Below are 24,845 nucleotides of genomic sequence, written 5' to 3' on the forward strand. Positions count from 1 at the left end.
ATTGGTGCGATAGTTTCGGATCGCCATCACTGGATCTTGTATAGGTCGGCGTACGTGCCGCCGGTCTCGACGAGTTGGTCGTGAGTCCCTTGCTCGACGATCTGTCCGTCCTCCATCGCGTAAATCCGGTCCGCGTTGACAACCGTCGACAGACGGTGCGCGATCACGAACATCATGTAATCACGGTCAAGGTTTTCGATCGCCTCGTGGACCTTCTCCTCGAGTGCCGTATCCAGGTCGCTGGTCGCCTCGTCGAGGACCAACACGTCGGAATCCTTGAGCAGCGCACGCGCAATCGCGACGCGTTGTCGCTGGCCGCCCGAGAGTTTGACACCCTCGTCACCGAGTTCCGTCTCGTAGCCCTTCGGGAGTTCGTCGACGAATTCGGTCACTTGCGCGATCTCGGCGACCTCGCGAATCTCCGAATCGGTCGCGTCGCGACGGGCGATACTGAGGTTCTCTCGGAGCGTGTCGTTGAAGATGTATGGGTCCTGCTGGACGAACGAAACGTGCGATCGCCACTCATCGATATCGAACTCGGCGATCGGCGTACCGTTCGCCGTGATCTCGCCTTCGACGGGTTCGTACATCCGTGCGAGCAGTGAAACGACCGTCGACTTCCCGGCCCCGGACGGGCCGACGAATCCGACGAACTCGCCGCGTTCGACAGTCAGTGATACGTCGTGCAGGACAGTCTCGTCGTCGGAGTCGTACCAGAACGTCACGTCGTCGAACGACAGCGTCGTGACGGTCTCGGGCGTCGGCGCACCGTCCGTCTCCTGTTCCTGGTTCCGGCGGAGTCGGTCGATGAACTCGTGCGTCCGAATCAGGTGTGGAAGCTCACCCTCGATGCCGTAGAAAAGGTTGTTCAACCCACTTACCCGCGGCCCGAGTCGGAACATCGCAAACAGGAAGATCCCGAGTTCACCGACAGTCATCTGCGTGAACGTGACTGCCGCGAAAAGTAGGACGAAGATCGATAGTGCAGTGGCAAGCTGATAGAAGTTCTTGATCGCGGCGTCGTTTCGAAACAGTTTGATCATCGACTGTTCGTACTGGTCGACCGCGTCGACGAAGTCGTCGAGTAGTTCGGACCGCATACCGAACAGCTTCACGTCACGAATACCCTGTGTGCCGGCCTGTGCGGCGGCCTGCACGCGCTCGTTTGCGTCCGCGACCCGATCACCGATCGAGTATCCGTCTTCGAGCACAGTACGAGAGACGAGCGTCATGACACCGAGGAATACACCAACACCCAGCGTGAGCATCGGTGCGACGTAGAGCGCAATCAGGCCGTACATTATCGACAACAGCGTCTGTTCGAGAAGTCTGACCGACCGATTGATGACGCGTCCGGCGTGTTCGGACTGCGTGACGATGGCGTTCAGGATGTCGTCTGAACCCTCTGTGTCGAAGTACGAGACTCGTGCTGACAGCGCGTTACGGAAGCCGAGGGTCTGAAGATGACGAACGTACTGGGCTCTGATCGCTGTCCGGAGCCAGTCGACGAAAAAGCTCATCGTGAATCGAACGACCATGACTGCGGAGACACCGACGACGAGATACTCCATCTGGAACGGGATGCCGAGCATCTCGTAGGCGAAAACAAACACACCGAGAATCCCGTCTGCCTGTTCCGGCGATGGTCCGTTCGCCTGTGCGAACTCGATGATCGGGAGGATGAAGGTCAGGCCGATGCCTTCGAGCATCGCAGCGAAGACACTGAGAACTACGATTGCGGCGAACCGCACCGGTTTGAACCGAACGATCCGACGAAGAGCGTCGGCTTTCGATCGCAGATCGATCTCGTCGTCAGACACACTCATAGATGCTCGATCACCGCTCTCGTCCGCAGACTAGACATACGTGGGTTTGATCAGTCGGACTCAATAAGGGATGCGTTTCGGCTCAGCACTGCGGGTCGACGACGAGTGGGACGTGGAGTATCTGGTCACTGTCGACGGAGACGGACAACCCGACCCGGCAGACAGCTCCCATGTCACACAGGCACACAACCAGTCTGACGCGGACATCGTAATCGGCAGCCGTTTCGATAGCAGACAGTCGGACAATATCCCGCTGATCAGGGAGTTCAGGATCAGAACGATCAACACGCTGTTGAACACGACGTTCTGACCGTTGAATCGCGGTGCAGGAATCACCGACACACAAAGTGGATTCCGGAGTTACAACTGAGACGCCATCAAAATGCTGACCGAAAAGAACGTCAGCGGCGACATGGGTGCGAGTGTCTACATCCTCTATTTCGCGGCCAAACACGGTCTCTCGTTCGACGAAGTTGAAATCAACGTCGACTACGATGTCGAGGATCCGAACACGATACCGGCCGTCATTCACGGCCAGATACTGATTCGGACGCTGTTTCGGGTCTCGAAAACGATCAACCGATTCTCGTGCTCGCAGTCCCGGGGCTGCTGCTGGCACTCATCGGTATGGGATTTGGCTACTGGACGATACTGAACTATCTACAGATGGCGACGTTCCCGCCCGGACTCTCGATTACAGCAGTGTTTATCGCGCTCGTCGAACTCTTGTCCGTGTTTACCGGCATCTTACTGCACGCCCTCAACAGACAGCGACGGTCGACGTGACAGCGATGCGTGAGGAATCCCCAGACAGCCCACCAACCGGTGCAAGGGCTGACCCGCTGAGAGACCGGAGGATCGAATCAAGAGCGGGGAAACGATGAGTGACTCGTCGTCGGCCTACGAACGTGTCATGCAAGGGGTGACGGTCGTACTGATCGGCAACGTGGTGGCATGCTCTTTTCGTTTCTCACGCGGTTGATTCCGGCAACGCTCCTCCAACCGGGAGACTACGGCCTTCTCGTACTGGCGAGTACCGTGATACTGGTCGGCGGGATGATCTTCCGTCTCGGGTTCGAGGTCGGGTTGGCACGAGAGCTCCCCCGATCAAGTTCGCCGTCAACGACGTTCCTGTCCGGATTTGTCCTCATATTCGGTACGTCGATCGCGTTGGGGCTGCTCGTTGAATGGCTGGTCGGACCGATCGCGCTGCTGTTCGACGAACCGGCGTTAGAACCATTCTTTGTCGTATGTGCGTTCGGAATTCCGTCGATGGCAGTCATCAAGATCATCGGGAGCCGGTTCCGCGGGACCGAGGACATGGTTGGCGCATGCTGATGGACACCCTCGTTCATCGGGTGAGTGTATTCGTGGTCGTAGTAGCCGCGACCACCTTGGGGTACGGCGTCTTCGGTGCCACGGTCGGTCGGGTTGGCGCGCTTTGTCTGACCGCACTGTTCGGGATCGAACTTATCGGACGTCGAACATCACTGTTCACCGCGACTGTCAAGCGGGCGCTGTCGCTACGAGAACTGCGGAAACTGCTCGCCTTCTCGCTCCCGCTCGTCGGAGCCAACGCCGTCTGGTTCCTCACTCGGCAGTTAGACAACCTCCTTGTTGGGTACTATATCGACAGTGCCGCACTCGGCACGTACGACACGACGTTTACACTTACACAGCTCGTGTTCGTCTTCTTCTAGTCCGTCCGGGCCCTCATGTTACCATTCGTCTCGGACATCGCAGCAGCCGCCCTATGGACGATCCGAGAGGTTTACAGACTCACGAGGAAGTTGGTCGTCCTGTTTACCCTTCCGCTCGTCGTACTGTTGTTGAGATTTCCGGGCGAGATTCTCAGTGTCTTGTTCGGACCTGCCTACAGCACTGGACAGTTAGCACCCAGTATCCTCACGGTCGGCCTCCTGACGCACGTCGTCGCCGGGCCCAACCGCGAGACCCTTATCGCACTCGGGCGTTCACGGCTCGTGTTCAGTGCCACCACGCTGGTACTCGTCGCCAACGTCGTCTGTAACCCTGTCCTAATCCCGCCAGTCGGAACAGCTGGGACTGCCCTCGCGAGTATGATCTCATACACGAGACTGAACATCGTCCTGACCAGAATACTGATGCGTCGGTATCAGATCACACCGGTCTCGCCAGCATTACTGTGGTCGTGCACCGTCGGTGTGCTGGGGCTGGGGCTCGCACTCACTGGAATTCGATACGTGATCCCGGCAGTAGAATTCGCTCTCGTTGGGAGCACGATAGCGGTGACACTCAGCTATCCGGTGTTATTCGTGCTAGGGTTCGAACCGGCCGACGCAAGGCTAGTACGGCAGTTCGAGAGCTCAATACCGGTCAACACGGAGCGATTGCTCACCCGGCTGTCGCGTCACGATTGACATTATAGGGGCACCTGAGAACTCCGAAAGCTTTTCTTTCCGGTACCGGCCACAGTCTGTACAGTTCGCAATGATCCCCCCGCACGGAAATACGCTTGTTGACCGATATCTCGACACTGAACGCAGTCAGCAACTCCGTTCCGAGTTCGATACTGCTCCACAGATCACGCTCGACCAGAACCTCTTCTACGACTTCGTCAATCTCGCATCTGGTGCCTACAGTCCTCTGAAGGGGTTCATGACACAACACGACTTTCTCAAGGTGGTCAACGACCTCTCGCTGGAAAGTGGTGAGCCCTGGCCGCTGCCGATCGTGCTGGACGTGTCGACGGAAACCGCGAACAACGTCAGTCCGGGCGAGCGTGCGGGACTTCGGGGCCCCGACGGCGAGCCAATCGGATTCATCGACATCGAAGAAGTGTACCGCTACAGTGTCGACGACACCTGTCAACAGGTGTTTGGAACGACCGACAGTGAGCACCCAGGTGTGCAAGCATTCCGTGAGAAAAAACCGTTCTTTATCGGCGGGGAGATCACGGCATTCGAAGATGTAACACCGTCTGCAAAGCATTTCCTGAAACCAGCAGAAGCGAGGGTTCTATTCAACCACAATGGGTGGGAGACTGTTGTCGGCTTTCAGACACGGAACGTCCCGCATCGTGCACACGAGTACCTCCAGAAGTCAGCGTTGGAGCTGACTGACGGTATTCTCATCCAACCCAAAATAGGCGAGAAAAAGGCAGGAGACTACACGAACGAGGCGATTCTCTCGGCTTACGAGACGCTAGTTGAGGATTACTATCCCGAAAATACTGCCGTCTTGACGATCTTCTCGTCACGGATGTGGTACGCTGGACCCAGGGAAGCAATCTTCGACAGTATCGTACGGAAGAACTACGGATGTACACACTTCATCGTAGGTCGAGACCATGCGGGGGTTGGTGACTATTATGGCGACTTTGAATCGCAGGCAATCTTCGATCAGTTCAGTGATCTTGGCATCGAACCACTACAGTATCCTTACGCCTTCTTCTGTTACCAGTGCGACGGCGTCGTTTCCGAAAAGGTCTGTCCCCACGATTCGACCGACCGCGTCGAGCCGAGTGGGACAGAGTTGCGCCGAACGCTGAGGGCGGGCGAACAGCCGGATCCCAAGCTCATGCGCCCTGAAGTTGCCGAAGATATATTATCGATGGACGATGTCTTTGTAACTGATTGACCGATGTTTACACTCTGGTTCATGGGCCGTCCGGCCTCCGGTAAATCGACGCTGGCAAGCGCGGTTGAAGACCGATTGCGGGAACGGGGGTTACCCATGGAGAATCTCGATGGCGACGATCTCCGGAAGAACCTCCACCCGGATCTGGGTTTTAGCCGCGAGGATCGCAGACTCAACAACAAACGGACAGCCTACATTTGTAAGCTGTTGAATCGGAGCGGAATCCCGGTCATTGTCGGGATGATCACACCGTTCCGAGAGTCACAGCAACAGGCGCGTGAGATCATCGAACCAGAGGGAGACTTCGTACTCGTCCACACGAAGTGCTCGCTCGAAGAGTGTGAGCGACGGGATCCGAAGAACCTCTATCAGCGGGCACGTAAAGGTAAGATCGAGAAGTTCACCGGTGTGAACCATCCATTCCAGGAACCTCACGATCCAGATATTGTCGTCAATACTGAGGATAGATCGCTGACGGAGTGCGTCGAACATGTCCTGTCACGGCTTGACGAACTCGCGGTGGTCGACGAGCAGCTGAGCGACCAGTACAATTTCCACATTTCGAAATCAGAAGAAAAGACTATCAAAGATAAATTGTCGAAGAAAGGGTTCCTTGATACATGAGAATCTCTACGATGTATAAGTTCGAGATCTAATCAGCGAAGCGAACGAAACCAGAGGAGTGTCGATGAAAATCCAGAACATCTCACTGAAACAGTAGTGGCTGGGTGTCCACTATTTCAAGTCCGGTTATCGAGCCACACGGACGATGGAGTCAGTCTCGTACCGCAGTCCAGCTCAATTCGTCCTACGCTTGACTCGTATTGACGGCGAACAAAACGACGAGGGTCTCGTCGTCACCGTGTGCGGTTCTCAACGAGCACCACGCTTGGATCGAGGTCAACCAACTCCACGGAGACGTCCCGAACAAACTCGGCGAGCGAGTGAACAGTGGTAATGACCCGTGATCCGTCGATAATCCCGCTGGTTTTCTCCCCGACCGGTTTAATAGGGTTTAGGGACCCGGATTCCTCGGACATCCGATTATATATTGGTTTGAGTGGCACTGTCTAGATAAGCTCCGCTGGCGTTCACCCATTTAGCGCCTGATGCGGCCGGTGTCGGTTGTAGTAGCGGCGAAATTGCCGACACCATTCTCTGACAGCCTGCCGACTGCCCACCCAGCTCGTATGGAAGCGGTCAGTCCGGACTTTGAAGGTCTGAAACCACCGTTCAATGTGGCTTCGGTCGGTATAGTCACGCCGACCGCTCAACCCTAATCGAGCGAGGGCAGTCGAGTATCCATAGCCATCGACGAGAAACGTTGTTTCCTCGAGATCGTGTTTCTCGGTAAGTCGATGCAGAAATGCAGCAGCCGGATCGGTGCCATGGCGGCTAAAAACCTCGATATCTAGCACCAGCATCGTGTCGAGGTCGATCGCCGCGTACACCCAGAACCACTCACCGTCGACTTGGACAGCGGTTTCGTCGACCGCGACCCGCGACGGCTGCGCCGTCGACGGGTCCGAACCGCTGTCGGCCAGCCGATACGTCCACTCCCAGATCGCCTGGTGCGAACGATCTACGCCCGGCAGGTCTAAGATCGCCGCTGTTTCGCGGAGCGACAGACCTGCTGAATGCAGGCGGACGGCGAACGCCTTGATGGGCGTCGCCGTCCGCTCGCGTTCCCAAACATCATTAGATTCAGCGTCTAAGCTTTCGCTGAGGAGTTCTTGCAGCGACATAGGCACTCCTCGCTTTCTTAAACTTACTAACTAGACAGCGCCGTTTGAGTGAGCGACGATACGGTTTATGATGTCGTTCAGAGCCCAACACTCACGACTGTCGCTTCGATAGTGATTGTTCCCAGATTGATCACAACTGTCGAGCCCTGCTGGAGAGTCTCGCCTTTGAACTGGACACCGCTTGTCGACTCGCGGATCCGGAGTTCAGTCGTGATGGTGATATCACGCAAGTACGGATGATCAGCGACGTTTACCGTGCCGTTATCGCCCGTCGTGATGATGACAGATGGCTCGGTGTTGACGCGGCTGACGCGAGCGATTGTTTCGCCACCACTGGTCTCGGTCATGCCGGGTTCGATCGCATCCGCCATGTCCGCACGCATGTCGGTCATCCGCAGGGTTACCGTCCGATTGGTGAGCGTTCCACGCGGTTCGAGTGCGCCAACACGTTCGATGGTGCCGGAGAGTTCGTAGCTTTCGGTCGAAATAGTGATGTTGTTCCCACGCTGGACGGCGGCGCTACCGAACTGCTTACGACCGGCGTTTTCCAGAGTGGCCAACGAGAGCCCCACGAGCGCGCGTTTGCGGTCGGGGTTCTGGGTCGCGTACGTGGTAACCGTTCGTACTTCGGCTGCCTCGTACCCGGCGACGGTAGTGACGTCGCCGGCAGCGATACGGCCAGCCGTTTCTGCATCGACGGTTGTTTCCAGGAGCACATCAGTAGTCGTTGGCTGGAGGCCGCTATCCACCTTTTCAATGCGACCGTCGAAGGTGTAGTCTTTGGCCGGGAGCGTGACCGTCTGCCCGCGCCGCATCTGTGTGCCGCCGAACCGACGGTCAGACTGCTGTCTGTGTGTGTCGAGTTCTGCTTCGACGAAGACGGTCTGTTCGGTTGAATTCTCGGTTGTGTATGCAGCTACGTCTTCGATAGTCGCGACAGTGCGTCCGCTGAGTCGGATCTCATCACCGGGAGTGACGTCTCGCGCTTCGGCGGTGGCCATGGTGTCTCTGAGAACCACCGTCGTGTCTTCCTGAGTGAAACTGTTGTCACCACCCACTGCACGGATCTGACCGTCTACTTCGTATCGACTCGTCGCGATGGTCAGCGGTCGCCCGAGGCGCGGGGGCGCATTCGCATATGTGAGACTGTCCCCGTCAGGCAGTCCCTGAAGCGTAGCGCGTAAGATGACACGTGTCTGGTTACCCTGCGGTGTCAGATGGACGTCTGTGATCGTGAGCTCCGAATTACCGTTTGGACTGTACGTGTCTCCCTCGGTGATTTCTGTGACGATGTATTCAGGTTGTGTCCCGAGATCGAGAGTGACGTTGGTTGTGTTCGGAGCAGGTGGCTCTGGCTCCGGTTGGAGGACAAGTGCGGCGCCTGCCACAACGACCGCAATGACGAGCAGGGCGGCCAGTGCATCGACGACGTTGACGAGGCCGAAGAGGTTTCCATCCTCGTCGAGGAGGGCCGACGAACGACTATCTGCCATACTGTAGGCATTTTTTCGGAGTGGTTTGGCTGTTTCGTTGTACTACTATGACTGTGCCCCTCTCAATTTGCACTTCTCTAAGTAAGTACAGTCCCTCAGTCAAGATTCCGCTCTGACTGATCCCCCATCTCCCGGACCGAGTGTGGTTAGTCGTCACAATCATTCAGGTCTCGCTCCAACTGAACTACGGGCTCCCCACGACGAGTGACATCTCAATCGGTTCTACGACCCGACGACTCTAAGCTCGTGCCACAGTCCGGACACTCACCGTCAGTAATCGTTACCTGCGCGTCACATGCAGGACAGTAGTCGCGGTAACACGCTGGGTCGCCCATAATCGTCTATACATTCCAATGGATTGAGAACGTTGCCCCGGCTGCGGCCAGTCAACGCAGCGAAGTTGCAAGTATAGCAACTGGTACCCAACTGCTTGATTGCACCGACCCCTCCGTTTCGTATGACTTGCAAGGTTGGAATAGACCAGCTGAGACCGACAAACCGACCGAACACCGTCCTTTGTCAATCTGCGGGTGTCCACCCCACGTCAACACCACCAGAACAAGATGAATGACCGCTGTCGTACCTGACTAGGTTGGTGGATGACCCAGCTGGTGTATGCCGTATCTGACCGGCCAATACGGCTGATTTCGTGGGACAGTACCCTACTCAAAGCCAGTCCGGAACCACCGTGAAGTAGGACTTATTTCATTCAGTTTGAGTTGTCCCGGCGAAACCTGTTATTGGAAGATACTGTTCTGTCTTGAAAAGTGATCAAACACCGGACCCACAGAGTGGCTATTAGTATAGCCCCTCGATTTTCAGACACTATCTGTATAGTGATAATGTCCTTGTGCCCGATTCGTCTGGTGTCCACATGCGCAACACCGGCGACCAGGGGTCGGCAACCGAGGCAGACCAGCCAGTCGATGGTGCTGGATACGGGCCGGCAAGCCCATCGGAGACGGATGGGTCACCACGGGAGAAAAGCCTCGGTGTCGATCTGTGTCTGAGTCATCCGGAGCTGGTTCTGACGGAGGCAGTCGAGAGCAGTCCGGACATAACAGTCCGTCCGGAACAGATGGTCGACGACGGGACGTCGAGTTTTCTGGTGATAGAGGCCGTTGGTGAGAGTCTTGACCAGTTCGAGACAGAACTGGAGGGAGACAGCACGGTATGCGAGCCCGTCGTGTTAGACTGGACGGAGACGAACCGCGTCTATCGGGTTAAGGTGGCCGACAGCGCCGTCCGACTCACACCCTCGCTCGTCCGCGCCGGTGGACGGGTGCTCGACATCGAAGGAACGGGTGGACAGTGGCAGGTACAGGCGCAGTTTCGGTCGCGAGCAGCACTGTCGCAGTTCCGATCTGAGTGCTCTGAACGGAATATCACGTTTCGACTTGATCGACTGTACTGGACCTCTGGGGAGGCAAACGCCGGCGTATGCGGACTGACCGCAGACCAGCAAGTCGCGCTCGAGACGGCACACAGAGAGGGGTACTTCGACGTGCCCCGTGGCATCTCACAGGCTGAGCTGGCGGACAAACTCGACATTTCGCCATCGGCGATGTCACAGCGGATTCGGCGGGGGATGGATCAGGTCGTTGGGTCGGAGCTCGGATTATCCGATGAGTAAGTAGTTGGGACGCAGCGGAAACCATCATTGAAGTATCAGGTGTGGCTCGAAGTGACAAGGAGACTATATGCCAAAAAGGATATTGTCCCGCTGTGACACTCGTACTGTATGAGACACCGGATCGTGAGCGGGATCTGCGCTTTACTCCTCCTCTTGACAGTCGCGTCTGTCTCCGTTGGTGTCGCTACCGCAGCGGACGCCGGGCAGTATGCTGAATACACAGCGGCGGGCAACGAAACAGCGCCGGCGATACAGTCGGTCGAGCCCACACAGGCTGCTGCGGACAGGCCGAACGGAACCGCGTTCGTCTGGGAACGGATAGACGGCGAGCGGGTCAGCGGGTATCGGATCGCAGTGACCGTCAGTTCGCCGCATGAAAACCTCTCAGTCTGTGCGCGTGCGAACGGGTCGGCCTGTACGTCGGTCGGCCCGAACGGGATCGCAGCCCTCACAACCCCCGGAACGGCGGGGCTCGATGATCTCTCTATCTCGCTCTCCAACACGAGCTCTAACACCACGCTAGATCGGCAGTCGGTGTCTCTACAGCCGATTCAGCGTGCCGGTGATACTGACGACGACGGGCTCAACAACAGCAACGAGGTCTCTCAGGGGACAAATCTCACTGATGCTGACACTGACGGCGACGGGCTGACGGACGGTGCGGAAGTCCACCAGCACGGGACGGACCCAGCGGCCGCAGACACTGACGAAGACGGTGTCGCCGACAGGACTGAGCTTCAACAGGGTACTGACCCGCGACAGAGCGACACGGACGGCGACGGGATGTCGGACGAGCGCGAACTGTCACTTGGGACGAATCCGACCGTCGCCGATACTGACGGCGATGGGCTGTCCGACCAGCGAGAGGCGTCCGGCAAGACCGACCCGACCGACGCAGACACGGACGACGACGGTGTTCTCGACGGTCGGGAGCTGGAGATTGGCACGAACCCAGTACAGGCTGACACTGACGCCGATGAGGTCGCCGACGGGCGAGAGCTGGCCATAGGCACGGACCCGACAGTCGCGGACACTGACGGAGATGGGGTAACAGACGGGACAGAAATCGAAACAGGCACCGCACCTACCGAGAGCGATACGGACGACGACGGCCTCGACGACGGAAAGGAACTGGCGGCTGGCACGTCCCCGACCACCGCTGATACGGACGGCGATGGTCTCAGCGACGGGCGCGAGGTTTCGGACCTCGGAACGGACCCGCTCGCGGCCGATTCGGACGGTGACTTCCTGACTGATCGGCAGGAAGTCGCCTGGGGAACGAACCCGAACAGCATGCTGACGCCAGTCTGGGTGACGAGTTCGCTTCTTGGGTTCCTCATTGGGATCGGGGTGGCAATCGCGGCGATCAGGCGTGGCTGGGTCACGGAGCTTTCCGTGGCGGCCAGACTGTACATCTATCGCCGCCTCGAACTGGACCGAGAGATTATCGAGGTCAACCGTGAAATCGAGGCGACGGACAGAGTGGCCGGAGCTGACCGTACAGATATCGACGCGGACACCGCGGCTGAGGCCTTCGAGCAAGCCGACTGGGAACTCACCCCTGACGCGCGGCTCGTGAAACTGATGCTGCAAGTCGAGAACGGCCGTATGCATCAGACCGACATCGTCGAGGCGACGGACTGGTCGAAAGCGAAGGTCAGCCGCCTCCTTTCGCGGATGGTCGACGACGACGAGGTCGTCAAGATCCGTCTCGGCCGGGAGAACCTCATCTGTCTGGAGCGGGCGAAACCCGCAGCCGCGAACTCGCCACACGCGGGCGATATCAAGCCACCGACGCCCGGCGGATAAACTGGCTCACGGCTCGGATAGCCGGGTCGATAGTGGCATCACTGTTCGCTACCGGCGTTTTGCGGGTGTGTCTCCACCAAGTGAAACTATTCGCCACTGTCACGACAGTCGTAACTGAAGCCACACCGATAGCCGACAGGCACATAGAAACGGTAACTTTCGCCCTCTGATCCTTCTATGGCCGACAAACAGCAGAATTAGCCCGAGAAACAACGCCTACCGCAACTGCACATATGTGTATTTGTAGACATTATTTGCCGTCGTAGTGATGAAACAATTTAGTATGCTGTGTGAAACAGCCGTGGAACAGAGTTCTTGACCCGAAACCCCCAGCAAATAGGTGCAGGCACTTCAGAACGCTGTTTTATTGCACGTTGGCCCCGGGTAAGTCGGCCATTATCGACCCGTTAAATCGGTGAAACAGTCGCAATCGGCGGAACAGTCGACCCGGTATATGTCGGTTGCTGGAAAAGGAACGAGCGAACATGTCCATAGCTGAAACGACTTCCGACCCCACGACAACTGAGGCCGAGGAGTCCGCGACAGAGGAGTCGTCGTCTTCGGAGTCCACATCGGGCGACGAACTCACCCGCGACGACCTCTTCCACGTCCTCCAGTGTCGTCGCCGCCGCCTGGTCCTCAAGTACCTCCACGAACACCCCGGCGACGAGCCGGCCGATATGAGCGACATCGCAGAACACATCGCGGCGCTGGAACACGACACGACGGTCGATTCGCTCCGCTCGAAACAGCGTCAGCGCGTCTACATCGCGCTGTACCAGTCCCACCTCCCGAAGATGGACGACGCGGGCGTCATCAACTACAATCAGGACCGCGGACTCGTCGAAGCGACCGCACTCGCGGACTCCTTCGACGGGTATCTCGACGAGGAACCATCGCTCCTGTCGACGCCGGACGCGGAGTCGACGCCGTCGACTGAGTCCGTCATCGATCACGACCGGACAGGTGCTCACACCTCGGCCGATGAGCGGTGGTCAGGTCGGTATCTCGGGACCGCGTGTGCCACACTGATTACCGTCGGCGGACTCGCACTTAGCGGGGTCACAGTGCCGGGCATCGCCGTCGCGCTCGTCGTGAGCGTGGTGTTTGTAGCACTGGCGATGAGCCATCGGCTCTCACTGTCGGCACCACAGTCACTTGCTGACCGTCTGCGGGCCGCTCTCGATACGGAGAAATAAGCTACGTACTGGAGAGATGCGTGACACAGTGGCACATCCGGAGGGCGATAACGCTTGCTGCCGACAGTCGGATCTAGTGCAGTCCATCTTCTCGTACTCGCGTCCACAGCCACGTCTACAAATAGTCACTAAGCTGCCAGCGTGACGGTGAGTGGCAGTCACACCGACTAGCGACGGGAGAGTAGTCACCTGCTACTAAGCGAACGGTCCGCCAAGTGTCCGCTACGCGTTGGCCAGAACCCTAGACAAGAGTCTGTGTAGCTATCGCGTCACAGTTGCTGCGGTCGGTTCGACGAACGGATCGGCGCGAGCGACCGACAGAAGTACGCGTCTACCGGGTAGATAGCAGGCGTAAAGAAGCATATAATCAAACGGTGGGGCGACAGATGAAGTGTGTATGACCGACTACGCCAGTATGCGAAAGGCGATCGAAGAGACGAAAGAGTCGTTCGATTCAGTCGAACGGTTCCAACGTCGGTCAGCCCTCTGTCCCTGGTTAGACGTGCCGCTCCGAGATGAGCCGTAAGCGGCTCGAAGGTTACATCTTCACCGATGAATCAGCCCTCGTTCATCGCCGGGTTCGATAGCCCGGCCGCCCCGATGGGGTTGGCCCGCCGCCCGGATGAAAATACACTTCACCCATCGGTGGAAAGCTGATGCACATGTATCAGGCGGAGGCGCAGCCGTGTATATCGTAATCGTCGGCGCGGGCGAGGTCGGTTCGAACATCGCCGAGAGCCTCGCCGAAAGCCACGAAGTCGCCGTCGTAGATATCGACCCTGACCGCGTGGAGGCCCTGATGTACGAGGCCGACGTCCTCGGCGTCGAAGGGGATGGCGCGGAACTCGACACGCTCGCGGAGGCCGGTATCGAGAAAGCCGACGTTCTCATCGCCAGTACCGACGACGACGAGACGAACATCGTCACCTGTGGGACGGCAGTAACGGCGGCTGATCCGTTCACCATTTCCCGCGTCAAGAGCGCGAAGTTCCTCCGGACCTGGGAGAAGTCAGAGGGGGCCTTCGGTGTGGACCACATGGTTGCGACGAACCTGCTCACTGCGGAAAACATCGCCCGTGTCATCGGGCTCCCCGGCGCGCGCGATGTCGAAACGTTCGTTGACGGACAGGTCCAGATGGGGGAGTTCGAGGTTCGCGAATCCAGTCCTATCACGGACCTGACCGTCGCGGAGGCTGACCGCTACGAATCTCTGACCTTCGCTGCCGTACTGCGCGACGACGAAGTCATTATCCCGCGCGGGGAGACGGTGATCAAAGCCGGTGACGATCTCGTCGTCATCGGCAGCCGCGAGAGCGTGCGTCTGTTCGCGACTGAAATCGCGCCGGAGTCAAAGACAACCCAGAACGTCCTCATCGTCGGCGGGAGCGACGTCGGCTATCACACTGCGCGACTGCTTCAAGATCGAGGGATCAAGCCCCGGCTTATCGAAAAGAACCACGATAGGGCACGCGAACTCGCGGAGGACCTGCAGGGGACCACCGTGCTTGAGAGTGATGCAACGGATAGCGAGTTCCTCGAGCGCGAACACGTCTCAGACGCCGACGCCGTGGTTGCGACGCTCGACAGCGACGAAAAGAACCTTCTGGTGACGCTGCTGGCCAAGCGACTCGGTGCGGAGCGAACCGTCGCCGTCGTCAACTCCGGCGAGTACGTCGACCTGTTCGAGGCCGTCGGCGTCGACGTGGCCGTCAATCCCCGCGAGACGACCGCCGAGGAGATCACGCGGTTCACCCGGGAGTACGACGCGACGAAGGTCGCCATCATCGAATCCGACCGCGCCGAGGTGCTGGAAATCGAGATCTCCGCCGACAGCGTCCTCGCCGGGCGGCCGATCCAGGAATCGGTGCAGGAACTGCCGACCGGCGTGGTCATCGGGGCCATCAGCCGCGGCGGCGAACTGGTCATCCCCCGTGGTGACACCGTCATCGAACCCGGCGATCACGTCGTGGTGTTCGTCGACGCCCACTGCTTGGAAGCGGTCAACGACAAACTGTAGCCGCGCCGAAGAGGGCGCTCCCAAGGGACTAAGCCTGTCTCCCGCCTCAGCCAGTGTATGGCTCCCGTTGCGGACCGTCTCGTGCTCTCGTTTGCCCCCAGCACCGCCGATGGGAACCCGTGGTCCGGCGTCGACACCGAGTGGATAGCCGACGAACTCCGCGGGGACACCTACCAACAGTACCTCCGACGCGCCCACGGCGGCCCAGTGGCTGTTGGCGATGAGTGGGACGAGTTCGTGAGCTGTGGTTGTGCAACGCCACAGGACGTGGTGTTGCGCGTCGAGCGCGTCGAGGGCGGAACGGCACTCAGCGACGCGACGACGCTGGACGTTCATCCCCGTAACGACACCGAGGCAGTGTCACAGTAGGCGGTTTTCGCTGTCGAGCATGCCTGTCCCTGCATAGTACGCCCGCTGCTACCGTCGCGCCGGTCGGTATCGGGAGATATTGGGAGAAGGGAAAGGCTGATGCATACAACCAGCACATTCCGGACTATGCCACGCGATTCCTATCAGGAGGGACTGAACTCGCTCCGCGAGGACGTCCTCTATATGTCAGAGATCGTTCTCGAGCGGCTCCGGCTCGGTCTGGATGCGCTCGAACAGAAAGACGAGGAGATGGCTCGGGAGGTCATCGAAGGCGACCACGAGATCAATCAGCTGTATCTCGACCTCGAACAGGACTGTATCGACCTGCTGGCGCTGCAACAGCCGGTCGCGTCCGACCTCCGCTTCATCGCCGCGTCGTTCAAGATCATCACTGACCTCGAACGCATCGGCGACCTCGCCACGAACCTCGGCGAGTACTCGCTCACTGCTGAACGCGACGTGTACCCCGAGGTCGACATTCAGGACGTCGCCGATGTGACGATCGAGATGGTCGAAAACGCCATGGAGGCCTACGGCGACGAGAACGCCGACCAGTGCTACGCTATCGCCGACATCGACGACGAGGTCGACGAGCGCTGTGAGGCCGCCTCCGAGACGGTCGTGCGCGACCTCATCGAGCGTGAGATCGACGCCGACTCCAGCGAGGAAGAAATCGAGCAGCTGATGGCCGACGTGTCCCGCCTCCTGCTGACGATTCGGGACATCGAGCGGGTCGGGGACCACGCTGTCAACATCGCCGCGCGGACGCTGTACATGGTCGAGAACGACGACGACCTCATCTACTGAGAGTACCTTTTTACGTCACCCCCTCTCCTCGCGCGCTCAAAGAGCGCGCTGCGGGGAGTGGGTTCGCAAAAATCTACGCTAAAAACGACCTCCGAGTCGCGCTCTGCGAGCGCGCTCGGAGTGAAACCGCGCTCGCTCCGCTCGCGCGGTATGCGTTCGAGTACCGACACCAGCCACAAAACCGCGACAGCCACACGCCTCCCCAGCCGACTGCGTTGCTCGGCTCGCTCCGCTCGCCTGTGCGACTCGTCCCTCGCGCTTGCGACGCGGCCGTCGCCGCGACGGCGGCGCGCCTGACAGCAACGCTTCTCGACGAAAAGCCTACTTCGGCGTCTCGGGTGTGTCGTCGCCCACGAGTCCTGCATCGGTGATACGGAACTGGGCCGTGTCGCCGGCCGGTTTGGCGCGGTGTTTCTCCAGGGTGGCGCGGCGGTTGCCGCCGCGGAACCGATCCAGGCGGACGATTGCGCCCGACCAGTGATTGAGGGTATGGCCGCCCAGCGCCGTCGAGCGGTCGCTGTCCGGGTCAGTGAACACCTGGTTCGTGTACAGGACGGCGATGTCGTGTTTGCGGGCCAGCGAGAGCAGATGGGTTATTTGGCGGGCCACGTCCCGCAGCGTCTCGCCGCCGTCCTCGTCGTCCCGGCGGAGCCGATAGAACCCGGTTGCGCTGTCCAGCACGATGAGTTCGACCTCGGCGGCGAACTCGGCGGCGTCCTGGACAGCCTCGGCCTGCTCGTCGTAGTCCAGCGCCTCGGTGATGATGAGTCGGCCAGCGAGGTCGTCCACCGTCTGGGCCGTCCCGCGTGCGCGACCTTTGGCGACCTGCTCCATGCGGTCGGCCGAGAGGCCCTCAGTGTCGATGTACAGCGCCGCGTCGCCTGCGGCGGCGACTTCCATCACCGCCGAGAGGGCGAAGTTAGTCTTCCCGGCCGCTGGCGGGCCGTACACCTGCGTGACCGCGCCGCGCTCCAGCCCACCACCCAGGAGGTCGTCGATTGCATCACACCCGGTCGGGACGTACTCGCTCACGAGCAAGGGTTGGGCAGGTTCGGATAAAAACGCTGGTACCTGATTGGGCTGCTGTCAGTCGTCCGAAAGCCGCTCGGCCAGCGTCCACTCGACGAGCGACACGTCGTCGATGTCAGCCGTCGCAAACCGCAGGTCTGATCCCCATCTGCGGGTGATAACGAGCGATTCGGAGTCGAGGTCGTAGGATTCCAGTTCGTTCCAAGCGTAGAACCACCTCGCCACCGGAAGCCTGATTTCCAGACCGCGCTCAGTCGCGACGGCGGTTCGGGTCCCGCCCGTCGGGAGGAGAACGAACCCGGACGGGAACAGCACCTGACCGGTGTACTGGAGCAGGGCGAGATCGAACACCGCACCGACTGCGACGCCGACGGCCGCGACGCCGACAACGGCCCCGCCGACGTACAACCGCCGCCGCCGCGCGGACTCGGGCCAGCTCGCCCGCCAGCGAGTCACCTCCTCCGTGCCGGCGGTGACCGCGGCGGTGTACCGCGTCTGTGCCATGACTGCGATAGCGCCTCCGAGTAGAAAGGCCAGCAGGCCGAGGAAGAACGCCAGCACGCCGACGACGCCAGTCGTCTCAAGTGACGCGAAGCCGATGACGGCGTACGCGAACGCAATCGCCGACGGAAGCCAGCGTGCGCGAGTCGCGCCGAGTGTAACGGCCACTGGTGGTCGACTGGAGAGTACCCAGCCCGTCACGGTAGTCACGAGGCCAACGGTTCCGATCAGCGCCAGATATTGCGTCCCGGCTTCGGTGACGCCGACACGCTCGATGAGCGGTATGACTGGCGGTACCAGCATCGAGCCCAGATAGGCGCCGCTGACTCCGCCGAACAGCGGGTCGGACTCCGTCTCCCCCCGGTCGGTACTGGCCGCCGAACGCATCACTAACAGTCCAGCCACCTGTCATAAAAAATCTATCAAACGTAGTAGATGCACAGACGGCCTCTATCTAACTGCATCCTTATCCTTCTCATAACTATCTGAAACACAGATATGGACCACCGGACTCCCACATCTGTAAGTGATCGGCGTCCGAAATCCGGCCGTGATTGTCGTCGCCACCGAGGATTTCGAAGTGTACCACGGCGTCGTGAACGAGCTCCGCGACCGCGGCGTCGCGTTCACGACTATCGAACCGGGCGACGAGTGGCCAGAAGGGGCGGACGTCGCGGTCATCGCGGCGGGGGAGTCGGTCGAAATCCCCCACGGTGTGGATGTCGTACAGGCGGACCCGGACGCGCCGCGGCGGGCCGTCGAAGCCGTTATTTCGACACTCCGCGGTGGCGACGGTCGCACCGTCATCGGTATCGACCCCGGCGAGCGACCGGGCGTCGCGATTCTCCACGGCGACATGGTCGTCGCAGCGTTTCAGGTGCCCGCGGCTGAGGCCGGCGAAATCGTCCGCGAGGAGGTCGAAGACGCTGTCAATCCAGTCGTTCGCATCGGCGACGGCGCGCGGCTCGTCGGCGCGCGCATCATCGATGACATCCAGTCCGTGCCGGTGGAGCTGGTCGACGAAACGGGGACGACGCCGTACCTGGGCTCCGGGGCGCGCGGGATGGGTGACGTGCTGGCCGCGGTCAACATCGCCCGCCTCGACGGCGAGGAAATCGAGAGCCGAACCATCGAGCCCACGGCCGGGGAACTCCAGAAGATCAAGGACCGCTCGCGGGAGGAAAGCGACACGAACCGGGCCATCAGCGAGGACCTCGCCCGGCAGGTCGCGACCGGCGCGCTCACCGTCGAGGAGGCGCTGGCCGAACACGACAGCGATAGCCCGGCCGGCGGGAGCGAGGCGAAAAGCGGTGAGGAAGCGGCCCATTCAGAAGACGAAACAGCCAACGAGAGCGGTTAACGCGAAACCATCCGCTCGGCCCGTTGCATCACTTCACGAACGGGAAGGCCGGTCGCGTCCGCGACGGCCGCGGCGTCGTCGTACTCCGTACTCACGTCGAACACCGTGCCGTCGGTGTCGCTTGCGATCTTGACCGTGACCTCGAACTCCTCGCCGTCGACGGAGAGCACAACCGTCTCGTACTCCCGGTCGGCGACCCAGCGGTGGCCGGCCCCGGACTCGCGTACGCCGAGCGTCCCGGTCGCTTCAGCGAGGCGACGCGCGACTCGCTCAGCGTCTTCCGGTCTGCAGATGACTTTGACGATGTGGCCGGGCCGGGACTTCTTCATCGTCGTCGGCACTATCGACACGTCGCGTGCGCCGACCTCTGCAAGCGAGCGCTGGAGGTCGCCGAGCACCTCGGGCGGGACGTCGTCGACGTTCGTTTCGAGGACCGTGATTTCGTCGCGACGGAGCCGCCCCGCGCCGTCGCCGACCATCGCCCGCAGGACGTTGGGGCGGTCGTCGAGGTCCCACCCGCCAGCGCCGTAGCCCGACGCGTCGATGTCGAGCGACGGCAGCGACTCGGTGCCGTCCGCGACGTGGGCGAGAATCGCCGCGCCGGTCGGCGTCAGGAGTTCCCTGTCGATAGGGCCGCCTTGCAGCGACCAGTCGGCCCGCTCGGCGATCTCGACTACCGCGGGAGTCGGGACCGGGTAGGTGCCGTGGCTCATCTCCACGCTCCCGCCGCCCGTCGCCAGCGTCGTCGTCACGACCCGCTCGGCGTCGAGGTCATCGAGCAGGAGGCAAGCCCCGACGATGTCGGCGATGGCGTCGTCGGCCCCGACCTCGTGGAAGTGCGTGTCGTCGAGGTCCGTCCCGTGGACCGACGCCTCGGCCTCGCCGAGTATCTCGAATATCGCCAGTGCGTCCGCTCTGACGGCCGTCGGCAGGTCCATCTCCTCAACGAGTTCGACGACCTCGGCGTACGCTCGGTTCGGGCCGTGGCCCTCGGCGTGGGTGTGGACGTGGTCATTGTGGTCGTCGTGGGCGTGGGAATGGGAGTGGTCGTCCCCAGCGTGGCCGTGTCCCTCGTCGTGGTCGTGAGAGTGAGAATGCGAGTGGTCGTCGTGGGCGTGGGACCCATCGCCGTCGCTATCAGCGTCGGTCAGCAGTACCTCGACGCGCGTTGCAGCGATCCCGCATCGGTCTACCTCGGAGACGGCATACTCGATAGAGAGGGCGTCCTCGACCGGCGACAGGGCTTTGCGGTCGGCCCCGGCAGCCAGCAGCGCGCCAAGCAGCATATCACCGGCCGCGCCCATCCGGCCATCGAAAGCGAGTGTTCGCATACCCGGAGGGTCAGGCCGCGCCAGTAAAAGCCCTCCTGCTATGCCCTCAGGCCCGGCGGACGATGTGGACGTCGTAGGACTCGCCGTCCGTGACTTCGCCGATAGGGACGACGATGTCCTCGGTGTCGTCGCTGCCGAGGAACACGACGCTGGCGTCGACGTCGCGGGCAGTCTGTCTGATCGTCGTCGACAGTTCGCTGGTGGAGTGGGCGCTCACGTCGTCGTACCGGAGTTCGGAGTCGTCGGTCGCCTCCTCGATTTTGCGCCGGAGGTCGTCCGCGGCAGTTTCGGCGGCGAAGTCCTCGGTCGGGTCGACGCGACGGCGTCGCTCGGCGTAGTCGGCCCCGGTCGGGATGAACGCGACGGCGACGACGTCCTCGCCGAGGGCCGCGGCGTAGGAAACAGCACGGTCGAGCGCGGCGTCTGCGAGCGGTGACCCGTCGAAGGGAACGAGAAATACCATACCGGCGCTATCGCGTCCAGCCTTATGAAACGCGGCGATGGCGGCAGCCTGTGTTACCGCCACTCAAGCCGGAGGGTATTAGCCCCTGCTGTGCGGTGTGTTATTAGGTGTCATATAAACCCGTCGCCGGGCGTCTTGCCCGCCGGTAGCATAAAGCATATCTCCGGGGCTACCCGAGTTCGTTGTAAGCAGGCTCTACTATGAACGAAGTCCAATTGGAAGTGGCGAAAGCGTACCCGAACGACTCGGGGCGCGGTATCGCCAGACTCGATCCCGACACGTTGTTGCACCTCAAGCTCTCTCCCGGCGACATCATCGAGATAGAGGGGAGCGACACGACCGCGGCGAAGGTGTGGCGGGCCGACCGGCAGGACTGGAACACCGATACCGTCCGCATCGACGGCTTCACGCGCCAGAACGCCGACGTGGGCATCGGCGAGCGCGTCACCATCCGGAAGGCCGAGGCCGAGAAGGCCGACAAGCTCGTCCTCGCGCCGCCCGAGGAGGCCTCGGTCCAGTTCGGCTCCGACGCCGCCGGCATGGTCAAACGGCAGATTTTGAAACGGCCGGTCGTCGAGCGCGACATCGTCCCGGTGATGTCCTCGACGAACCACCCGTTCATGCGCTCGCCGGGCCAGGCCATCCCGCTCATCGCGGTCGAGACTGAGCCCGAGGGCGTCTGTCTCATCACCGAAGATACCGAAGTGGAACTCCGCGAGGAGCCGATCTCCGGCTTCGAGAAGACTGGCGGCGGCATCACCTACGAGGACATCGGCGGCCTCCAGAACGAGATCCAGCGGGTGCGAGAGATGGTCGAGCTGCCGATGAAACACCCCCAGATCTTCAAGAAGCTCGGCATCGAGCCGCCACAGGGGGTGTTGCTCCACGGGCCGCCCGGCACCGGGAAGACGCTGCTTGCGAAGGCTGTCGCCAACGAAACCTCTGCCAGTTTCTTCTCTATCGCCGGTCCCGAGATCATCTCGAAGTACTACGGCGAGTCCGAACAGCAGTTACGCGAGATATTCGAGGACGCGAGCGAGGAATCGCCCTCGATCATCTTCATCGACGAGCTGGACTCCATCGCGCCCAAGCGCGAGGACGTGACCGGCGAGGTCGAGCGCCGGGTCGTCGCCCAGCTGCTGACGATGATGGACGGCCTCGAATCGCGGGGCCAGGTCATCGTCATCGCCGCGACGAACCGCGTCGACAGCGTGGACCCGGCGCTGCGCCGCCCGGGCCGCTTCGACCGCGAGATCGAGATCGGCGTGCCGGACGAAGTGGGTCGCGAGGAGATCCTCCAGATCCACACCCGCGGCATGCCGCTGTCCGACGACGTGAACCTCGCCAAGCTGGCGACGGACACGCACGGCTTCGTCGGGGCCGACATCGAGAGCCTGACCAAGGAGGCCGCGATGAAGGCGCTCCGGCGCTACCTCCCCGAGATCGACTTAGACGAGGAGGACATCCCGCCGAGTCTCATCGACCGGATGATAATCAAACGGGACGACTTCAAGGGCGCACTCAACGAGGTGAGTCCGTCGGCGATGCGGGAGGTGCTGGTCGAACTCCCGAAGATGTCCTGGGACAACGTCGGCGGCCTCAGCGGCCCCAAAGAGCAGGTCCAGGAGGCCGTCGAGTGGCCGATGAACTCCCCGGAGAAGTTCGAGCGCATGGGCGTGACGCCGCCGTCGGGAGTGTTGCTGTACGGCCCGCCCGGCACCGGGAAGACGCTCATGGCGAAAGCCGTCGCCAACGAGACCGACGCGAACTTCATCTCGGTCCGTGGCCCGCAACTGCTGAGCAAGTGGGTCGGCGAGAGCGAGAAGGCCATCCGGCAGACGTTCCGGAAGGCCCGGCAGGTCGCCCCGACCATCATCTTCTTCGACGAACTCGACTCGCTCGCACCGGGTCGGGGCGGCGAGATGGGGTCGAACGTCTCCGAGCGCGTCGTCAATCAGCTGCTGACCGAACTCGACGGGCTCGAAGAGATGGAGGACGTGATGGTCATCGGCGCGACCAACCGGCCGGACATGATCGACCCGGCGCTGATCCGCTCGGGCCGGTTCGACCGGCTGGTGATGATAGGCGAGCCCGACGTCGAGGGCCGCGAGCAGATCCTGAAGATCCACACGGACGACACGCCGCTGTCGCCCGACGTGAGCCTGCGCGAACTGGCCGAAGTCAGCGACGGGTTCGTCGGCTCGGACCTCGAATCCATCGCCCGCGAAGCCGCCATTGAGGCTCTCCGCGAGGACGACGACGCGGAGGAAGTCGAGATGCGCCACTTCCGACAGGCGATGGACAGCGTGCGCCCGACCATCACCGACGACATCCGTGAGTACTACGAGCAGATGGAAGAGGAGTTCAGAGGTGGTTCCAGTCCGCAGCGCCAGGCCGGGACCGGCGGCCGGATCGGCTTCCAGTAACACCCCGTCGCTCTCAGTTCCTGTTTCTCGCTGCGGTTCGAACGCGCTTTTCGGTTTCGACAGTCCCGATCAGCGATGCCCCTGCCGCCGGCCGCACAACACCCGTGGATAATTATTAGATAAACTATACAACCGGTGTTTGTTTCTCCTTTCGAAGCCCCCTTTCGGGTCCCAAGTGTATAGGGGATGATGTCGAACACTAACCGCGTTTACAGGCTAGCAAAGCGGCCCGAAGGGACCCCCGACCACGATACGTTCGAGCTTTCCGAGGAAGAGATCCCGGAACCGGGGCCTGGCGAGGTGCTCATCAAGACGTTGTACCTCTCTGTGGACCCGTATATGCGCGACCGGATGCGTGACAGCGAATCGTACGAGGAGCCGTGGGACGTGGGCGACGCGCTCAAGGGTGCCGTCGTCGGTGAGGTCGTCGAATCCAACGGTGCGCGGTTTGACGAGGGCGACGTCGTCACCGGCGAGCTAGAGTGGGCGGAGTACGCCACGGCACCCGGACCGGTACTGACAGAGGTCAATCCGGAACTCGCACCGATCTCGACGGCACTCGGCGTTCTGGGGATGCCGGGTCTGACAGCGTACTTCGGCACCCGAGACGTGGCACAGCCCTCGGCCGGCGACACGTTCGTCGTCACCGGGGCTGCCGGGGCCGTCGGCTCCGTGGCGGGTCAGCTCGCCAAGCTGCAGGGCGCACGCGTCGTCGGCTTCGCCGGCTCCGACGAGAAGGTCTCGTTCCTCGAAGACGAGCTGGGCTTCGACGAGGGGATCAACTACAAGACGACCGACGATTATCGGGCCGCGCTGGACGAGGCCGCGCCGGACGGCGTCGACGCCTACTTCGACAACGTCGGCGGACCGATTACCGACGCGGTGTTCACGCGACTCAACACCGACGCGCGCGTCGCCGTCTGCGGACAGATCTCGCTGTACAACAGCGAGGAAGTCCCGATGGGGCCGCGCAAGCTGACCCAGGTCATCCAGTCCCGGGCGACCGTCGAAGGGCTTCTCGTCTCCGACTTCGAGCCGCGGTTCGAGGAAGCGACGAAGCAGCTCGGTCAGTGGGTCGCCTCGGGCGACATCTCCTACCGAGAAACCGTCACCGAAGGCATCGAGAACGCGCCCGACGCGTTCCTCGGGCTGTTCGAGGGCGAGAACATCGGCAAGCAGCTCGTGCAGGTCGCCGAGCGATAGAAAAAGCGAGTATCCG

General features: G+C 61.1%; 26 protein-coding genes. 18 read left to right on the forward strand and 8 right to left on the reverse strand.

Annotated features, from left to right (window positions below):
- Positions 1-26: 26 nt before the first annotated feature.
- Complete coding sequence (locus VI234_RS02690; RefSeq protein ID WP_336329172.1) at positions 27-1,826, reverse strand: ABC transporter ATP-binding protein; 1,800 nt, start codon at positions 1,824-1,826, stop codon at positions 27-29.
- 70 nt (positions 1,827-1,896) lie between these two features.
- On the opposite strand from VI234_RS02690, the gene VI234_RS02695 reads away from it, so the two are divergent.
- The 8 genes from VI234_RS02695 to cysC all read left to right on the forward strand — a co-directional run bounded on the left by VI234_RS02695 (position 1,897) and on the right by cysC (position 6,068).
- Positions 1,897-2,136, forward strand: coding sequence for a hypothetical protein (locus tag VI234_RS02695; RefSeq protein ID WP_336329173.1), 240 nt, complete (start codon positions 1,897-1,899; stop codon positions 2,134-2,136).
- A 72-nt stretch (positions 2,137-2,208) separates the two neighbouring features.
- Complete coding sequence (locus VI234_RS02700) at positions 2,209-2,481, forward strand: hypothetical protein (RefSeq protein ID WP_336329174.1); 273 nt, start codon at positions 2,209-2,211, stop codon at positions 2,479-2,481.
- Positions 2,454-2,612, forward strand: a complete 159-nt coding sequence (locus VI234_RS02705) for a hypothetical protein (protein WP_336329175.1) — start codon at positions 2,454-2,456, stop codon at positions 2,610-2,612. The genes VI234_RS02700 and VI234_RS02705 overlap by 28 nt, the downstream gene beginning before the upstream one ends.
- A gap of 168 nt (positions 2,613-2,780) precedes the next feature.
- Positions 2,781-3,164 carry a lipopolysaccharide biosynthesis protein gene (locus VI234_RS02710; RefSeq protein ID WP_336329176.1) on the forward strand — a complete coding sequence of 128 codons (384 nt, stop codon included), beginning with the start codon at positions 2,781-2,783 and terminating at the stop codon, positions 3,162-3,164.
- Positions 3,158-3,526: an oligosaccharide flippase family protein gene (locus VI234_RS02715; RefSeq protein ID WP_336329177.1), complete on the forward strand. Its 369-nt coding sequence runs from the start codon at positions 3,158-3,160 to the stop codon at positions 3,524-3,526. The genes VI234_RS02710 and VI234_RS02715 overlap by 7 nt, the downstream gene beginning before the upstream one ends.
- A 15-nt stretch (positions 3,527-3,541) precedes the next feature.
- Positions 3,542-4,225: a lipid II flippase MurJ gene (locus VI234_RS02720; RefSeq protein WP_336329178.1), complete on the forward strand. Its 684-nt coding sequence runs from the start codon at positions 3,542-3,544 to the stop codon at positions 4,223-4,225.
- A gap of 70 nt (positions 4,226-4,295) precedes the next feature.
- Positions 4,296-5,444 (forward strand): sulfate adenylyltransferase, encoded by a 1,149-nt coding sequence (sat, locus tag VI234_RS02725; protein ID WP_336329179.1) that lies wholly within the window; start codon positions 4,296-4,298, stop codon positions 5,442-5,444.
- Positions 5,445-5,447: 3 nt separating this feature from the next.
- Positions 5,448-6,068 (forward strand): adenylyl-sulfate kinase, encoded by a 621-nt coding sequence (gene cysC / locus VI234_RS02730; protein WP_336329180.1) that lies wholly within the window; start codon positions 5,448-5,450, stop codon positions 6,066-6,068.
- 233 nt (positions 6,069-6,301) lie between these two features.
- Here the strand turns inward: cysC and VI234_RS02735 are convergent, their stop codons facing one another.
- The 3 genes from VI234_RS02735 to VI234_RS02745 all read right to left on the reverse strand — a co-directional run bounded on the left by VI234_RS02735 (position 6,302) and on the right by VI234_RS02745 (position 8,682).
- Positions 6,302-6,484, reverse strand: coding sequence for a hypothetical protein (locus VI234_RS02735; protein ID WP_336329181.1), 183 nt, complete (start codon positions 6,482-6,484; stop codon positions 6,302-6,304).
- 51 nt (positions 6,485-6,535) lie between these two features.
- On the reverse strand, positions 6,536-7,189 hold the full coding sequence (locus VI234_RS02740; protein WP_336329182.1) for an IS6 family transposase: 654 nt from the start codon (positions 7,187-7,189) through the stop codon (positions 6,536-6,538).
- Between the two features lie 77 nt (positions 7,190-7,266).
- Positions 7,267-8,682: a DUF4330 family protein gene (locus VI234_RS02745; protein WP_336329183.1), complete on the reverse strand. Its 1,416-nt coding sequence runs from the start codon at positions 8,680-8,682 to the stop codon at positions 7,267-7,269.
- An 874-nt stretch (positions 8,683-9,556) separates the two neighbouring features.
- Here VI234_RS02745 and VI234_RS02750 point away from each other — a divergent pair.
- The 7 genes from VI234_RS02750 (at position 9,557) to phoU (ending at position 16,516) form a co-directional block, all read left to right on the forward strand.
- The gene (locus tag VI234_RS02750) at positions 9,557-10,315 is read left to right on the forward strand and encodes a helix-turn-helix domain-containing protein (RefSeq protein ID WP_336329184.1); all 759 of its coding nucleotides are present in this window, start codon (positions 9,557-9,559) and stop codon (positions 10,313-10,315) included.
- Between the two features lie 108 nt (positions 10,316-10,423).
- A complete protein-coding gene (locus VI234_RS02755) occupies positions 10,424-12,124 on the forward strand; it encodes a helix-turn-helix transcriptional regulator (protein ID WP_336329185.1) in 1,701 nt (566 codons plus the stop codon).
- Positions 12,125-12,609: 485 nt separating this feature from the next.
- Positions 12,610-13,323, forward strand: a complete 714-nt coding sequence (locus VI234_RS02760) for a DUF7344 domain-containing protein (RefSeq protein WP_049942999.1) — start codon at positions 12,610-12,612, stop codon at positions 13,321-13,323.
- Positions 13,324-13,720: 397 nt separating this feature from the next.
- Positions 13,721-13,849, forward strand: a complete 129-nt coding sequence (locus VI234_RS02765) for a hypothetical protein (protein ID WP_004957274.1) — start codon at positions 13,721-13,723, stop codon at positions 13,847-13,849.
- Positions 13,850-14,008: 159 nt separating this feature from the next.
- Positions 14,009-15,340, forward strand: coding sequence for a Trk system potassium transporter TrkA (gene trkA / locus VI234_RS02770; protein ID WP_008311534.1), 1,332 nt, complete (start codon positions 14,009-14,011; stop codon positions 15,338-15,340).
- Between the two features lie 57 nt (positions 15,341-15,397).
- On the forward strand, positions 15,398-15,709 hold the full coding sequence (locus VI234_RS02775; protein ID WP_008311535.1) for a hypothetical protein: 312 nt from the start codon (positions 15,398-15,400) through the stop codon (positions 15,707-15,709).
- A 126-nt stretch (positions 15,710-15,835) separates the two neighbouring features.
- Positions 15,836-16,516 (forward strand): phosphate signaling complex protein PhoU, encoded by a 681-nt coding sequence (gene phoU / locus VI234_RS02780; protein ID WP_014040846.1) that lies wholly within the window; start codon positions 15,836-15,838, stop codon positions 16,514-16,516.
- A gap of 321 nt (positions 16,517-16,837) precedes the next feature.
- Here phoU and radB read toward each other — a convergent pair whose 3' ends face one another.
- Both radB and VI234_RS02790 read right to left on the reverse strand, forming a co-directional pair.
- Positions 16,838-17,548, reverse strand: a complete 711-nt coding sequence (gene radB / locus VI234_RS02785; RefSeq protein WP_008311538.1) for a DNA repair and recombination protein RadB — start codon at positions 17,546-17,548, stop codon at positions 16,838-16,840.
- A 54-nt stretch (positions 17,549-17,602) separates the two neighbouring features.
- On the reverse strand, positions 17,603-18,433 hold the full coding sequence (locus VI234_RS02790; protein ID WP_008311539.1) for a hypothetical protein: 831 nt from the start codon (positions 18,431-18,433) through the stop codon (positions 17,603-17,605).
- 163 nt (positions 18,434-18,596) lie between these two features.
- Here VI234_RS02790 and VI234_RS02795 point away from each other — a divergent pair, with 163 nt between their 5' ends.
- On the forward strand, positions 18,597-19,406 hold the full coding sequence (locus VI234_RS02795; protein ID WP_336329296.1) for a hypothetical protein: 810 nt from the start codon (positions 18,597-18,599) through the stop codon (positions 19,404-19,406).
- Here VI234_RS02795 and larC read toward each other — a convergent pair.
- On the reverse strand, positions 19,403-20,737 hold the full coding sequence (gene larC / locus VI234_RS02800) for a nickel pincer cofactor biosynthesis protein LarC (RefSeq protein ID WP_336329186.1): 1,335 nt from the start codon (positions 20,735-20,737) through the stop codon (positions 19,403-19,405). The genes VI234_RS02795 and larC overlap by 4 nt on opposite strands.
- Before the next feature lie 46 nt (positions 20,738-20,783).
- Positions 20,784-21,200, reverse strand: coding sequence for a universal stress protein (locus VI234_RS02805; RefSeq protein ID WP_336329187.1), 417 nt, complete (start codon positions 21,198-21,200; stop codon positions 20,784-20,786).
- 200 nt (positions 21,201-21,400) lie between these two features.
- Here VI234_RS02805 and VI234_RS02810 point away from each other — a divergent pair, with 200 nt between their 5' ends.
- Together VI234_RS02810 and VI234_RS02815 are read left to right on the forward strand one after the other, a co-directional pair.
- Positions 21,401-23,626 carry a CDC48 family AAA ATPase gene (locus tag VI234_RS02810; RefSeq protein ID WP_008311543.1) on the forward strand — a complete coding sequence of 742 codons (2,226 nt, stop codon included), beginning with the start codon at positions 21,401-21,403 and terminating at the stop codon, positions 23,624-23,626.
- A 189-nt stretch (positions 23,627-23,815) separates the two neighbouring features.
- Complete coding sequence (locus tag VI234_RS02815; RefSeq protein ID WP_049943038.1) at positions 23,816-24,829, forward strand: NADP-dependent oxidoreductase; 1,014 nt, start codon at positions 23,816-23,818, stop codon at positions 24,827-24,829.
- Positions 24,830-24,845: the final 16 nt, after the last annotated feature.

Origin of the sequence: Haloarcula sp. CGMCC 1.2071, from assembly GCF_037078445.1 — an archaeon.
GTDB lineage: Archaea > Halobacteriota > Halobacteria > Halobacteriales > Haloarculaceae > Haloarcula > Haloarcula amylolytica.

Excerpts from the sequence above, each read along its gene's own strand:
- VI234_RS02690 (WP_336329172.1), bottom strand. The coding sequence starts at position 1,826 with ATGAGTGTGTCTGACGACGAGATCGATCTGCGATCGAAAGCCGACGCT.
- VI234_RS02695 (WP_336329173.1), top strand. The coding sequence starts at position 1,897 with ATGCGTTTCGGCTCAGCACTGCGGGTCGACGACGAGTGGGACGTGGAG.
- VI234_RS02700 (WP_336329174.1), top strand. The coding sequence starts at position 2,209 with ATGCTGACCGAAAAGAACGTCAGCGGCGACATGGGTGCGAGTGTCTAC.
- VI234_RS02705 (WP_336329175.1), top strand. The coding sequence starts at position 2,454 with ATGGGATTTGGCTACTGGACGATACTGAACTATCTACAGATGGCGACG.
- VI234_RS02710 (WP_336329176.1), top strand. The coding sequence starts at position 2,781 with ATGCTCTTTTCGTTTCTCACGCGGTTGATTCCGGCAACGCTCCTCCAA.
- VI234_RS02715 (WP_336329177.1), top strand. The coding sequence starts at position 3,158 with ATGCTGATGGACACCCTCGTTCATCGGGTGAGTGTATTCGTGGTCGTA.
- VI234_RS02720 (WP_336329178.1), top strand. The coding sequence starts at position 3,542 with ATGTTACCATTCGTCTCGGACATCGCAGCAGCCGCCCTATGGACGATC.
- sat (WP_336329179.1), top strand. The coding sequence starts at position 4,296 with ATGATCCCCCCGCACGGAAATACGCTTGTTGACCGATATCTCGACACT.
- cysC (WP_336329180.1), top strand. The coding sequence starts at position 5,448 with ATGTTTACACTCTGGTTCATGGGCCGTCCGGCCTCCGGTAAATCGACG.
- VI234_RS02735 (WP_336329181.1), bottom strand. The coding sequence starts at position 6,484 with ATGTCCGAGGAATCCGGGTCCCTAAACCCTATTAAACCGGTCGGGGAG.
- VI234_RS02740 (WP_336329182.1), bottom strand. The coding sequence starts at position 7,189 with ATGTCGCTGCAAGAACTCCTCAGCGAAAGCTTAGACGCTGAATCTAAT.
- VI234_RS02745 (WP_336329183.1), bottom strand. The coding sequence starts at position 8,682 with ATGGCAGATAGTCGTTCGTCGGCCCTCCTCGACGAGGATGGAAACCTC.
- VI234_RS02750 (WP_336329184.1), top strand. The coding sequence starts at position 9,557 with ATGCGCAACACCGGCGACCAGGGGTCGGCAACCGAGGCAGACCAGCCA.
- VI234_RS02755 (WP_336329185.1), top strand. The coding sequence starts at position 10,424 with ATGAGACACCGGATCGTGAGCGGGATCTGCGCTTTACTCCTCCTCTTG.
- VI234_RS02760 (WP_049942999.1), top strand. The coding sequence starts at position 12,610 with ATGTCCATAGCTGAAACGACTTCCGACCCCACGACAACTGAGGCCGAG.
- VI234_RS02765 (WP_004957274.1), top strand. The coding sequence starts at position 13,721 with ATGACCGACTACGCCAGTATGCGAAAGGCGATCGAAGAGACGAAAGAG.
- VI234_RS02775 (WP_008311535.1), top strand. The coding sequence starts at position 15,398 with ATGGCTCCCGTTGCGGACCGTCTCGTGCTCTCGTTTGCCCCCAGCACC.
- phoU (WP_014040846.1), top strand. The coding sequence starts at position 15,836 with ATGCCACGCGATTCCTATCAGGAGGGACTGAACTCGCTCCGCGAGGAC.
- VI234_RS02790 (WP_008311539.1), bottom strand. The coding sequence starts at position 18,433 with ATGCGTTCGGCGGCCAGTACCGACCGGGGGGAGACGGAGTCCGACCCG.
- larC (WP_336329186.1), bottom strand. The coding sequence starts at position 20,737 with ATGCGAACACTCGCTTTCGATGGCCGGATGGGCGCGGCCGGTGATATG.
- VI234_RS02805 (WP_336329187.1), bottom strand. The coding sequence starts at position 21,200 with ATGGTATTTCTCGTTCCCTTCGACGGGTCACCGCTCGCAGACGCCGCG.
- VI234_RS02810 (WP_008311543.1), top strand. The coding sequence starts at position 21,401 with ATGAACGAAGTCCAATTGGAAGTGGCGAAAGCGTACCCGAACGACTCG.
- VI234_RS02815 (WP_049943038.1), top strand. The coding sequence starts at position 23,816 with ATGTCGAACACTAACCGCGTTTACAGGCTAGCAAAGCGGCCCGAAGGG.